This is a genomic window from Streptomyces silvisoli (assembly GCF_029269905.1).
Lineage (GTDB): Bacteria > Actinomycetota > Actinomycetes > Streptomycetales > Streptomycetaceae > Streptantibioticus_A > Streptantibioticus_A silvisoli_A.
Window position 1 is genome coordinate 217,274 of sequence record NZ_JARJBC010000008.1, and the last position, 14,215, is coordinate 231,488.

A 14,215-nucleotide genomic window follows, 5' to 3' on the forward strand; every position below is an offset into this window, starting at 1 on the left:
GACCGCGCCACCGAAGAACACCGTCGCACCACCCAATGACGTCGATGGCCGGTCCGGAGCCGCCGAAGGCGGAGTAGCCGTCCAGGTGCGGGCCCGGGATGTGCGGCCGCGCTCTGCGCACGTTCCAACAACTCCTGCGCCCCTGACGGATCTCGGGCCACCATCCGGCGGGCCGCCCCGACCAGGACCGACCGCAGCCGGGTTGGTGCAGGCCCTGCTGGGCCGTGTGTCGTCCGGTCGGTTTCACCCGCACCGAGCCTGCCCGCATCGGTCGCTGTGGTCCCGGGCTGTTCATGCTGCTGGGTCGGCATCGTCCGCTCCTCAAGGCCTCAACGGCCCTGGCATGTAACGCCGTTCGGTCACGATGGCACTCCGCCGGGGCACGGCGGAGGCCCAGCAGGTACGGCCGTGGTGCCAAGTCGATTCAGCGGGCGCACCCCCGTTCGCTGAGCCAGGCGGTGATGTGGTCGGCGGCGGCGGGGGCGTGCTGGTTGATGAGGGTGAAGTGGTTGCCCGGCGTGGTGAGGGTGGTGGTGATGTGGGGAAGTGTGGTCTGCCAGGGGTGCGGTCCCGTGTCCGTCCCGGGCGAGACCGGGAGGGGCTCCGAGGCCTGGAGGAGCAGAGTCGGGAAGGGGGCGGGGTCGGGGGTCCAGGTGCGGATGAGTTGTTCGGTCCACGCGTAGGCGGACAGGGTGGTGGCGGTGTAGCCGCCGGTGAGGTGCTCGCGCTCGTACAGGCCGTGCCACAGATGGGGAAGGAGCGCGCGGGCGGTGGGGGTTTGCAGGTCGTAGGTGTCCAGGAGGACGACGGCCCGCACGGGGGTGCCGTGGTCGGCGAGGTAGCGGGCGGTTTCGTGGGCGAGGATGCCGCCGGATGAGGTGCCCAGGAGGACCACCGGCTCGGCGGCCTCGCCACCGGTCCCGGCAGTGCTGTCGCTGCTGGTTTCGGCCTCCACGGCCTGTGCCAGTCCTGCCACTAGTGCTTCCCGGGTGGCGGGCAACGCCTCGTCCGTGCCGAAGCCGGGAGGCGTCAGGCAGGAGATGGCCCAGTGTTCTGGGAGGGCTCGGGCGAGTGCGAAGTAGGTGTCCGGTCCGGTCAGGGGCACGATCGGGGCCACACAGATCAAGCGGGGGCCCGAGGTGCCGGCGGTGAGCCGGTCGACGGCGGGCGGGAGGGGCTCGGTGCTCTTGGGCCTGAGGGCGGCGAGATCGGACAGCAGGGTGTCGGCGTCGTCCAGGCGGCTGGTCCGTACGGCCTCGCGGTGGAGCCGGGCGACCAGGTCCGTCGGGGGCACGCCGACGGTGCCGCGGTCGGGCATCGGTGGGGTGGCGAGGTGGTCCAGGAGGTGGTCGGCCAGGTCGGCCGGGGTGGGGTGGGTGAGTACGACGGTGCTGGGCAGGGCTGTGCCGGTCGCCGTGGCGAGCCGGTTGCGCAGGTCGACCGCCGCGAGGGAATCCATGCCGTTGGCGCGGAACACCGCGTGCTCTGCGACAGCGTCGCCGGATGCGTGGCCGAGCGCTGCCGCGGCCTCGCTGCGTATCAGGTCCAGGAGCAGTCGCCGCTGCTCGGTAGGCGGCAGGCTCCGCAGCCGCGTGGTGAACTCGCCGTCGCCGGGGGTGGGTGCGGGCTGGGTCAGGTTCTGTGCCTCGGGCAGTTCGCTGAAGAAGGGGTTGGGGCCAGCTGTGGTGACGACGGGGAGGTAGCGCTTCCAGTCGATGTCGGCGACCGCCAGCGCGCTCTCCTGCTCGTGGACTCCTTGGGCGAGGGCGGCCACGGCCAGGTCGCCGTCGAGGAAGGACACCCCGGTGCGGAGGAGTTGCTCGCTGTCGGATTCGCTCAGTTGCCTGCGGGCTTCGTCCCAGGGGCCGAAGAAGATCGACGTCGCGCAGGCGCCGCGGGCGCGGCGCTGTGCCGCCAGCGCCTCCAGGTACGCGCCGGCCGCCGCCTGTGCGGCGTGGTCGCCCACCCCCCAGATTCCGGCCACCGACGCGGGCAGGACGAAGGCGTCCAGTTCGCTGTCGTCGAGGAGTTCGTCGAGGTGCGCGGCACCGGTCACCTTGGTGTGCACCGCGTCGGCGACATGGTCGAGACCGGCCGTGGCGAGGGAGCCGAGGGCGCGGGTACCGGCCATGTGGACCACCGAGCGGACCGGGGTGCCGTTTGCTGAGAGCTCGTCGAGTACGGCGGCCACGGCGTCCTTGTCAGTCAGGTCGCAGGGCACCGCCTCGGCGATCGTCCCCTGGGCGTTCAGCTCCGCCACGAGTTCGGCAGCGCCGGGTGCGGCGGGGCCGCGGCGGCTGAGCAGTACCAGGTGTTCGGCACCCTGCCGGGCGAGCCAGCGGGCGGCCCTGCTGCCCAGGGCTCCGGTGCCGCCGGTGATCAAGATCGTGCCGCGGGGTGTCCAGGTGGCGGGCGAGTCGGCTCGTGCGGGTGCCTTCACCAGGCGCCGGACGAGGACGCCCGACAGGCGCACCGCCGCCTGCTCCTCCCCCGGCCCCTGCGAGAGCAGCGAGGCGAACCGGCCGGCCGTCTCGGCGTCGAGCCGCTCGGGGAGGTCGGCCAGTCCGCCGCGCAGCGAGGGTGCTTCCAGGGTGGCGGTCCGTGCGAGGCCGACGGTCATGGCCTGACGAGGGTTGCGTACCGGGTCGGCCGGGCCGGTGGAGACCGCGCCGCGGGTCACCGTCCACAGCGGCACCCGGGTGCCGGAGGCCATCAGGGCCTGGGTCAGGGAGACGGTCAGGGCCAGGCCGGTGGGCAGTGCGGGCCGGTCGGCGTCGGCTTCTTCGGCCGTGGCGAGGAGCGAGAGCACTCCGGCCGCGTGGTCGAGGTCGCCGAGTCGTGCCGTGAGCGTCTCGGGGTCGGTGCAGGTCCTGTCGAGGACCACGCGGCGGAACCGGGCGCCGTGTGCGGTCAGGGCGTCCAGTACGTCCCCGTCGTCGGCCCTGCTGGTGCTGACGACCAGCCAGGTGCCGGTCAGGGACGGGTTGGTGGGAACGCGCAGGGGCGTCCAGGCCGTCCGGTAGCGGCAGGTGCTGACCAGGGCGTGCTGGTCCTGCCGCTCGCGCCAGGCCGACAGCGCGGGCAGTACCGTGTCGAGGGCGGCCTTGTGTTCGGCCTCAAGACCGATGAGCGTGGCGAGGGCAGCGGCGTCCTGCTGCTCCACCGCCTCCCACAGCGGCCCGTCGGCGGAGCCGGGCGTGCGAGGCGCAGGGGTGGGCGGAGCGGTCCAGTAGGACTCGTGCTGGAAGGCGTAGGTCGGCAGGTCCACCACGCGGCCACCGGTCAGCACCGTGGGCCAGTCGACGGCCACGCCGTGGGCGTGGGCCTCCCCCATCGAGCGCAGGACGCGGTCCCATCCGCCGTCGTCCCGGCGCAGGGTGCCGAGGGTGACCGCGGGGCTGCCGGCCTTCTCGATGATCTCGCTTGTGCCGACCGCGAGCACCGGATGCGGGCTGACCTCGATCATGACGCCGTGCCCCTCGCGCACCAGGCCCGTCATCGTCTCGGCGAACGACACCGTCTGGCGCAGGTTGCGGCACCAGTAGCGGGCGTCCAGCTCCTCGGTGTCCAGGCGGCCTCCAGTCACCGTGGAGTAGAACGGCACCTGCGACGCGCGGGGCGTTACGTCGGCCAGCAGCTTCAGCAGTTCGGGCTCGATCTGGTCGATGTGCGCGGAGTGGGCGGCGAAGTCCACCCCGGGAAGCCGCCAGCGCATGAGACCGGCAGCGGACAGGCCGCGCTCGACCTCGTTCAGAGCGGCCGGGTCGCCGGAGACCGTCACGATCCTCGGGCCGTTGACCGCCGCGATCGACACCGCACCGGAGACCTCGTCCAGCACCGCCTGGACCTGCTCGCGCGGGGCCATCACCGACATCATCGCGCCGCTCCCGGACAACCGTTCACGGATCAGGCGGCTGCGCAGCGCCACCACACGGGCACCGTCCTCCAGGGACAAACCGCCGCTGACGCAGGCGGCAGCGACCTCACCCTGGGAATGACCGACCACCGCAGCCGGCTCGACCCCCAGCGAACGCCACACAGCGGCGAGAGAGACCATGACCGCCCAGAGCACGGGCTGCTGCACATCGGGCCGACCCTCAAGCGGAGGTGCACCCTCCGCACTGCGCATCACGCCGGTGAGCGACCAGTCGATGTACGGGGCAAGGGCCGCCTGGCACTCGTCGACGCGGGCGGCGAAGACCGGCGAGGCGTCCAGGAGTTCGGCCGCCATCCCGGGCCAGGCCGCGTCCTGGCCGGGGAAGACGAAGACCACCGGGCCACGTGCGGGCGCGGTGCCCCGCAGCACACCGGGATGTGCGGTGCCCTGGGCCAGGGCGGTCAGGCTCTCGCGCAGCGCCGTGCGATCGTCGCCGACCAGCACCGCCCGGTGCTCGAACGCGGTACGGGTCGTCGTCAGCGAGTACCCGACGTCGACGGGCCGCAGCTTGGGGTGGTTCTCCAGGTGGGTGAGGAGTTTGTGGGCCTGGGCGCGTAGCGCGGCGGCGGACTTGCCCGACAGCGGCCAGGCCACCGGGCCGCCCGATGCCGGGCCCGGCAGGGGCTGGTCGGCGGGCGCCGGGACGAGTCCGGCCAGCGCGTTGGTCCCGCTCACCGGCTGGTCGGCGGGCGTGGGGGCCTGTTCCAGGACGGCGTGCGCGTTGGTGCCGCTCATGCCGAATGCCGAGACCGCGCACCGCCGTGGTCGGCCGAGAAGGGGCCATGGCGCGGCCTCGGTCAGCAGGCGGAGCGCGCCCGCGTTCCAGTCGATGCGCGAGGACGGCTCGGTGACGTGCAGCGTCTTGGGCAGCCAGCCGTGCCGCAGCGCCATCACCATCTTGATGACACCCGCGACACCGGCGGCAGTCTGGGTGTGCCCGATGTTGGATTTGACCGAGCCGACCAGCAGCGGCGGGTTGCCGCCCCGGTCCTGGCCGTAGGTGGCCAGCAGTGCGTGCGCCTCGATCGGATCGCCCAACGCGGTGCCGGTCCCGTGTGCTTCGACGGCGTCGACTTCGGACGCGGCGAGCCCGCTGTTGGCCAGGGCCTGCCGGATCACCCGCTGCTGCGCCGGACCGCTGGGCGCGGTCAGCCCGTTGGAGGCACCGTCGGAGTTCACCGCCGACCCCCGGACGACGGCCAGCACCCGGTGGCCGTGCCGCAGGGCGTCCGAGAGCCGCTCCAGCACCAGCAGGCCGGCGCCTTCGGCGATGCCCATGCCGTCCGCCGACTCGGCGAACGCCTTGCACCGGCCGTCCGGCGCCATGACCCGGTGCCGGCTCAACGAGACCAGCACGTCCGGGCCGGCCAGGACCGTCGCACCGCCGGTCAGAGCCAGGCTGCACTCCCCCGATCGCAGCGACTGGCATGCGAGGTGGAGCGCGACCAGCGAGGAGGAACAAGCCGTGTCCACCGTCACCGACGGCCCCGCCAAGTCGAACACATAGGCCAGACGGCCCGACAGCACACTGGGGATCGTCCCGGTGAGCTGGTATCCGTCGGCGTCCTCCGATGCTCCCGCGCCGTAGGTCTGGGAGAGCGCGGAGACGAACGTGCCGGTCGTGCTTCCCCGGAGGGACGCCGGGTCGAGCCCGGCGCGTTCGAACGCCTCCCAGGCGAGTTCCAGCAGCATCCGCTGCTGCGGGTCCATCGCAGCCGCCTCACGCGGGGAGATCCCGAAGAATCCCGCGTCGAACTCGGCAGCCCCGTCGAGGAAGCCCCCCGCCGCCGCGGAGGTCTTGCCGGCCCGCTCCGGGTCGGGATGGTGGACATCCGGGTCCCAGCCGCGGTCGGCGGGCAGCGGGGAGACAGCGTCCGTGCCCGCGGCCAGCAGCTCCCACAGCTCCTCGGGCGAACGCACCCGGCCGGGGAACCGGCAGCTCATTCCGATGATCGCGATCGGTTCGGCGTCGGGCGTCCCCGTCGCCGGGCCGCGCGTCGTGGCCGGGGCCGACACGGCGCCCTGGTGCTGCTCGCCGGTCCCACCTTCCAGCTTGGCCCACAGGTGGTCGGCCAGTGCTTCGGGGGTCGGGTGATCGTAGACCAGGGTCGAGGGCAGGCGCAGGCCCGTGCGTTTCCGTAGGGCGTTCCGCAACTGGTTGGCGGTCAGGGAGTCGAAGCCCAGGTCCTTGAACGACCGCCCGGCCCCGACGGCCGCCGGGCCCGCCAGCCCCAGCACCGCGACCACCTGCTCGCGCAGCAACTCCAGCAGACGGGTACGGGCCTGGTCGCCCGTCAGCCCGGCCAGGAGGTCGGAGGCCCGGGTGGTGGCGGCGGCGGTCCGACGGGCGGGTGCGGCGGGGACCAGGCCCCGGAAGACGGCGGGGACCGTGTCGCGCGCCCGCAGAGCTGCGCGGTCGACCCGGGTCGCCACTACCGACGCCCCGCGCGCCGCGCTCGCGGCGTCGAACCAGGCCAGTCCCTGCTCGACGGAGGACACCGGCAACCCGGCCCGGGCGATCCTGTCCATCTCCGCGGCGCTCAGCCCGGCGGACATGCCGGCGTCCTGCGGCCACGGCCCCCACCCGATGGACAAGCCCGCGAGGCCTTCCGCGGCACGTCGCTGTGCCAGCGCGTCCAGGAACGCGTTCGCCGCGGTGTAGGCGGCCTGTCCCGCGTTGCCCAGGACGCCGAAGACCGAGGAGAACACCACGAACGCCGTCAGGTCGCGATCGCGGGTCAGTTCGTGCAGATGCCACGCGCCGTCCAGCTTCGGGCGGAAGACCGTCTCCAGCCGATCCGGGGTCAGCGCCTGGATGAGTCCGTCGTCGAGCACACCGGCGGCGTGGACGACGCCGGTCAGCGGGTGCTCGGCCGGGATGTCCGTCAGCAGGGCGGCCAGGGCTGCGCGGTCGGAGACGTCGCAGGCGGCGACGGTCACCCGCGCGCCCTGGGCGGTCAGCTCGGCCACCAGCTCGCCGGCGCCCTCGGTATCGGCGCCCCGGCGTCCGGCCAGCAGCAGGTGACGGACCCCGTGCTCGCTGACCAGGTGCCGGGCGACCAGCGCGCCCAGGCCGCCCAGACCACCGGTGACCAGCACGGTTCCCTCGCCGCCCCACACCGCTCCCGGCACTGCCGGGTCCGGGGCTGACAGGTCCGGTGCCGACGGGACCGCCGCTGGCGAGCCCGGAACGTCGGCGGGGGCCAGGCGAGGTACCAGCAACTCGCCATTGCGCAGCGCCAGCTGGGGCTCGTCGCAGCCCAGCACAGCGCGTCGCACCCCCGCGGCGGCCGATACCGGATCCCCGCCGTCCGCGGGGTCCACATCAAGCAGCACGAAACTGCCGGGGCTCTCCTGCTGGGCCGAACGCACCAGCCCCCACACCGCGGCGGCCACCACATCCGGCACCGTTCCGGGCTCGGTGGCCACCGCCCCGCGGGTCACGAACACCAGCCGGGAAGGCCGCCCGACAGCGCTCCCGCCGCCATCCTCGCCCATCAGGTGCTGCCGCAGTACGTCGAGGACAGAGGTGGTGGCGGTACGGACCGCCTCCGGCACCGGCACACCAGCAGGCGTGACGACCGGGACCAGCGCCACTTCCCCGGCCGCGGCAGGGTCGTGCCCGCCGGTCTCCGGCACCGGGGCGGTGGCGAGCGCCGGGGCGGTGGCGAGCGCCGGGGCGGGCAGCCAGTCCAGGCGCAGCAGCGACTGACCGGCCACGGGCCGCTGGGTTTCGACGCCCGGCGGGCGCAGCGTCAACGAGCGTACGGAGAGCACCGGGTCGCCCGCGGCGTCCGCCGCAGTCAGGGTGACCGTGTCCTCGCCTGTCCTGCGCAGCCGCACCCGCAGCACCGACGCGCCCACGGCGTGCAGGCATACCCCGGACCAGGCCGCTGGCGACAGTCCGCCCGGCACGTCGTCGAGGCCGGTCAGCGACACCAGGGGCAGCACCGCGTCCAGGAGCGCGGGATGCAGGCCGAAGGAGCCGGCATCGTCGGCGAGGTGCTCGGGGAGCCTGACCTCGGCCAGCACCTCCTCACCGGCCCGCCAGGCCGTCCGAACGGCCTGCCCCGCCGACCCACGTACGGATTCGGGCCGGGACTCGTGGAAGGCGTTCAGGTCGACCGGTATGGCGCCCTGCGGCGGCCACACCCGCCCGTCTTCGAGTTCGGCCCCCGGCTCGCCGGGGGCGAGGACGCCGGTGGCGTGTACTGTCCAGGGCGCCTCGGGGGTGTCGGCGGGCCGCGCGCGAACGCCCAGCGTGCGCCGGCCATCGTCGCCGGGGCCGCCGATCGCCACCTGGATCCGCACGGCGTCCTCGCCCGCCCCGGACAGCACCAGTGGGGCGGCCAGCGTGAGCTGCTCGACCACGCCGCAGCCGACCTCGTCGCCCGCCCGTACCGCCAGTTCCACGAGGGCGGCGCCAGGGAACACCGCATGGTCGGCCAGCCACGGCTGCTCCATGGCCGACAGCCGCCCGGTGCACAACAGGCCGCCGCTCTCGGGTAGTTCCACGACTGCGCCGAGCAGCGGGTGATCCGCACGGTCCAGTCCCGCCGAGAGCACCCCGGCCGCCGAGCCCGTGCCTGTGGAGGCGATCCAGTACCGGTCGCGCTGGAAGGCGTACGTCGGCAGCGCGATGCGGCGCGCCCCGGTCCCTGCGAACAACTCGGCCCACCGCACCGGCACGCCGCGCACGTACAGCCGGGCAGCCGCCGTCACCGCCGTGGACTCCTCCCCACGGTCCCGGCCCAGCAGCGACACCGCCTCGACGTCCCCCACGTCGACCAGGGTGTCCTGGGCCAGCGCGGACAGGGTCGCGTCCGGTCCCAGTTCCACGAAGGTACGGGCTCCGGCCGCGTCCGCCGCGGCGACGGCGTCGGCGAACCGCACGGTCAGCCCGACATGCTCAACCCAGTAGCCGGGGGTGCAGATCCGCTCCGCGCCGATCTCCTGCCCGGTGACGGTCGAGACGATCGGGATACGAGGCTCGCCCAGGGCCAGGCCCTCGACGACGGTGCGGAAGTCGTCCAGCATCGGCGTCATCAGCGGGGAATGGAACGCGTGGCTGACCCGCAACCGCGTCGCCTTACGCCCGTCGGCCGCGAACCGGTCCGCGATCGCCTCGACCGCGGCGGTCTCTCCGGAGACCACCACCGCCTGCGGGCTGTTGACCGCGGCCAGCCCCAACCGGCCCCCGGAAGCAGCGACCAGCGGCGCCACCTCGGCCTCGGTGGCCCGCAGCGCGACCATGGCGCCGCCTTCCGGCAGCGCCTGCATCAGCCGTCCGCGGGCGGCGACGAGCGTGCACGCGTCCGGCAGGGACAGCACCCCGGCCACGTGTGCCGCCGCGATCTCCCCTACCGAGTGCCCGACCAGCACATCGGGCACCGCCCCCCAGGACTCCACCAGCCGGAAAAGGGCCACCTCCAGGGCGAACAGGGCGGGCTGGGCGTACTCGGTACGGTTCAGCAGCTCCATGTCGTCGCCGAACACCACTTCGCGCAGCGGCCGCTCCAACTGCTCGTCCAGCAGCGTGCGGACCTCGTCCCACGCCGCCGCGAACACAGGGAACCGGGCGTACAGGTCGCGGCCCATGCCCAGCCGCTGCGCGCCCTGGCCCGCGAACAGCAGCGCCACGGGGCCGGAGTCGCCGACCACTGTGCCCTCGGCCACCCGCGCGGCCTGCCCGGCACCGCGCACGGTGCCGTCCGTGCCCGTCGTCGCCAGCAAGACCGCCCGGTGCTCCAGCTCGGAGCGTGTCGTCGCCAGCGAGTAGCCGACGTCCGGCGCCGCCGCGCCGGTCTCGGCCACGAAAGCGGCCAGCCGCTCCAGCCCGGCCTCAAGCGCCGCCTCGGTACGTGCCGACACCGGCCACGGCACCACCGCGGGCCCGGCCTGCGCCGGGAGCGCGGCCGGTGCGGGCACGGCGGGACGAGCGGGCCGGTCCTGCGGCGGCTGCTCGATGATCACGTGCGCGTTCGTGCCGCTGATCCCGAACGACGACACACCCGCCCGGCGGGGCCGCTCGACCCGCGGCCACGGAACGGTTTCGGTGAGCAGTTCCACGGCACCGGCCGACCAGTCCACCTGCGACGACGGCGCGTCCACGTGCAGCGTCCGAGGCAGCACACCGTGCCGCATCGCCAGGATCATCTTGATGACGCCCGCGACACCGGAGGCGGCCTGGGTGTGCCCGATGTTGGACTTCAGCGACCCCAGCAGCAGCGGACGGTCCCGGTCCTGCCCATAGGTGGCCAGCAGCGCCTGGGCCTCGATCGGGTCACCCAGCCGGGTACCGGTGCCGTGCCCCTCCACCGCGTCCACGTCCGAGGGCACCAGGCCCGCACCGCCCAGGGCCTGGCTTATCACCTGCCGCTGCGAGACCCCACTCGGCGCGGTCAAGCCGTTCGACGCCCCGTCGGAGTTGACCGCGGAACCGCGCAGGACCGCCAGCACGTGGTGGCCGTCCCGGATCGCGTCCGAGAGCCGTTGCAGCACCAGGATGCCCACGCCCTCGGACCATCCGGTGCCGTCCGCGGCCTCCGCGTACGCCTTGCAGCGGCCGTCGGGCGACAGACCGCCCTGCCGGGCGAACTCCACGAAGATCCCCGGCTCGGACATCACGGTGACACCACCGGCCAGCGCCAGGGAGCACTCGCCGGCCCGCAGCGCCTGCGCCGCGAGATGCAGCGCCACCAGCGATGATGAGCAGGCCGTGTCCACGGTCAGCGCCGGACCCCGCAGCCCCAGGGCGTAGGCGATCCGGCCGGAAAGGACGCTCGGCGAGGTGCCGGTCAGCAGATACCCCTCCGCGTCACCGGAGCTGTCCTTCAGCCGCGGACCGTAGTCCTGGGCCATCGCCCCCACGAACACCCCGGTCCGGCTGCCGTGCAGTGACGACGGGGCGATCTCGGCCCGCTCCACCGCCTCCCAGCTCACCTCCAGCGCCAGCCGCTGCTGCGGGTCCATCGCCTGCGCCTCACGCGGCGAGATGCCGAACAACGCCGCGTCGAAACGGTCCGCGTCGTACAGGAATCCGCCCGGCCTGCCGGTCGCCAGCAAGTCCGGTGCCCACCCACGGCCCGTGGGCATCTCGGAGATGGCGTCCGTCTCGCCGGAGACCAGGTCCCACAGCTCCTCCGGCGAGGTCACCCCGCCCGGGAAGCGGCAGGCCATACCCACGATCACGACCGGTTCGTCCGCCTCGACGGCGCCAGGCTCCGGCGACACGGCGCCGGTTGCCGAGCCGGCGGACTGGGCGGCCAGATGATCCGCGAGCCGTTCAGGCGTGGAGTGGTCGAACAGCACGGTGTTGGCCATCCGCAGCCCGGTCGCGGACTTCAGACGGGTCACCAGCTCCACCGCCATGGCCGAGTCGAAGCCCAGCTCCCGGAAGGAGTGCGCCGGGTTCATCCGGTCCGCGGAGGAGTGGCCGAGCACCACCGCTGCCTCGGTACGCACCAGTCGCGCCAGACCGGCGCGCGTCCACGCGGCGTCGGATCCCGGGCGAACCGGCTCCACAACGACGGCCTGCCCGGCCCCCGCCACCGGAGCGACGGCCGCTCCCGCGGCACCACCGGCCGGCTCGGGGAGCCAGTAACGCTCCCGCTGGAACGCGTACGTCGGCAGTGCCACCCGTCGGGCGCCGGTCCCGGCGAACGACCGCGACCAGTCGACCGGCACACCGCGGACGTACAACTCCGCCAGACAGGTCAGGAACCGGTCCCTCCCGCCCAGGTCCCGGCGCAGCGTGCCGACGGCCACCGCCCGGGCGTCGGCAGCGTCGATGATCTCCTGGACTCCGCCGGTCAGTACGGGGTGGGAGCTGACCTCGACGAAGAACCGGTAGTCCTGTCCCAGCAACGCCCGCACCGCCGGTTCGAAACCGACGGTCTGCCGCAGGTTGCGGTACCAGTACCCGGCGTCCATACCGGTGGTGTCCAGCCACGCGCCGGTCACCGTGGAGAAGAACGGCACCTGTGTACGGCGTGGGCCGACACCCTCCAGCGCGGCCGTCAACTCCTCACGCACCCGCTCGACCTGTGCCGAGTGCGAGGCGTAGTCCACCGCGATGCGGCGTACCCGTACGCCGGCGCCCGCGAGTTCCTCGAACAACGCGTCCAGCGGCTCCGGTTCACCGGAGACCACAACCGAGGCGGGCCCGTTGACCGCCGCGACCGAGATCCGGCCGTCCCAGCGGCCCAGTCGTGCCTCGACCTCGGCCTGCGGCAACGGCACCGACAGCATGCCGCCCTCCCCCGCCAGTCGGCGGGCGATGATCCGGCTGCGCAGCGCCACGACCCGCGCCGCGTCGTGAAGTGACAGCGCACCGGACACGCACGCCGCCGCGATCTCTCCCTGCGAGTGCCCCACCACCGCGTCCGGGACCACCCCGTGCGCCTGCCACAGCGCCGCGAGGGACACCATCACCGCCCAGGAGACGGGTTGGACCACGTCCACCCGCTCCAGCGACGGCGCTCCCTCGGCCTGCCGCAACACCTCCAGCAGCGACCAGTCCACATGGGGCGCCAGCGCGGCAGCGCACTCGGCCAGCCGCTCGGCGAACACCGGGGACTCCGCCATCAACCGGACACCCATGCCGGCCCACTGCGAACCCTGGCCGGGGAAGATGAACACCGTCCTGCCCTCGACGTCGGCGGCTCCCCGCACGACGCCGGGCGCGGACTCACCGTCGGCCAGCGCCGCCAGCGCGCCCAGTGCACCCGTCCGGTCCGGCGCGAGGACGACAGCACGCTGGTCGAAAGCAGTCCGGGTGGTCGCCAGGGAGAAACCCACGTCCACCGGATCGAGGTGCTGGTTCTCCTCCACATGGCAGGCCAGTTCGGCGGCCTGCGCGCGCAGGGCGTCCCGAGTCCGCCCCGACAGCGGCCACGGCACGGTGCCGGTGGCGTCGTCGGCGCCCGGGGCCGCCGGCGCGTTCCCGGCCGCCGGGTCGGCGGCGGACACGATCAGGTGGCAGTTGGTGCCGCCCATGCCGAACGAGGACACCCCGGCGAGTGCCCGGCCGTCGCGGTAGGGCCAGGGACGGGTCGTCGTCACCACGTCCAGGCGCCACTCGTCGAAGCGGATCCGCGAGTTGGGCCGTTCGAAGTTCAGGCTCGCCGGCAGCTCGCCCTTCCGCAGCGACAGCACGACCTTCAGCAGGCCGGTGATGCCCGCGGCGCCCTCCAGATGCCCCACGTTGGTCTTCGCCGAACCGACCAGCAGCGGGCTGTCCCCGCGACGGCCCGCCCCGTAGACGGCACCGAGCGCCTCCGCCTCCACCGGGTCGCCCACCCGGGTACCGGTCCCGTGCAGCTCCACGTACTGCACCTCGGCGGGGTCCACGCCCGCACGTCGGCACGCCGCCCGCAACACCGCCCGCTGCCCGCGTGGATCGGGTGTCGTCAGCCCTTCGGCCGGGCCGTCGTTGTTGACCGCGCTCCCCTCGATGACGCAGTAGATCTCATCGCCGTCAGCCAGTGCCCTGGCCAGCGGCTTGAGCAGCACCATTCCCGCGCCCTCGCCGCGCACGTACCCGTTGGCGCGTTCGTCGAAGGTGAAGCAGCGGCCGTCCGGGGACAGGGCACCGAGCTGGTCCGCCGCGACCGCGCTGTCCTGTACCAGGTTGAGGTGGACGCCGCCGGCCAGCGCCGTCGCCGACTCCCCGCGCCGCAGGCTCTCGCACGCCAGGTGCACCGCCACGAGCGAGGATGACTGCCCGGTGTCCACCACCAGGCTGGGCCCCCGGAATCCCAGGAAGTAGGAGATTCGGTTCGCGATCACGCTGCGGTTCAGCCCGGTGAGGGTGTGGTGCCCGACGGCCGCCGGTCCCCTGCGCCGGTCCAGTGCGCTGTAGTCGTCCGCGGTCACGCCGACGAACACCCCGGTGTCGCTGCCCCGTACCGCGGCCGGCAGGACGCCCGCGTCCTCCAGGACCTCCCAGCCCAGTTCCAGCGCGATACGCTGCTGCGGGTCCATCGACCGTGCCTCACGCGGAGAGATCCCGAAGAACTCGGCGTCGAAACGGTCGACTTCGCCCAGGAAGGCACCCCGGCCGGTCCTGCCGGAGACCGCTGCCTCGTCACTCCAGCGACCCGGCGGCACCTGCGCCACCGCGCTCACCCCGCCCGCCAGTAGCCGCCAGAACCGCTCGGGATCCTCTGCGGACGGCAACCGGCAGGCCACTCCCACCACCGCGATGGCGTTGTCCCTCGCGCGGAGGCGCTCAGCGGACATGGACTCGGATCGGCTCACGGCACCGCTCCCCCAACT

1 protein-coding gene is annotated in these 14,215 nt (G+C 73.7%); it reads right to left on the reverse strand.

All coding sequences use genetic code 11. From position 1 onward, the window contains the following. Positions 1-424: 424 nt before the first annotated feature. Entirely contained in the window at positions 425-14,179 is a 13,755-nt protein-coding gene (locus tag P3G67_RS15655) for a type I polyketide synthase (RefSeq protein ID WP_391858268.1), read from the reverse strand. Positions 14,180-14,215 lie beyond the last annotated feature (36 nt).

Excerpts from the sequence above, each read along its gene's own strand:
- P3G67_RS15655 (WP_391858268.1), bottom strand. The coding sequence starts at position 14,179 with ATGTCCGCTGAGCGCCTCCGCGCGAGGGACAACGCCATCGCGGTGGTG.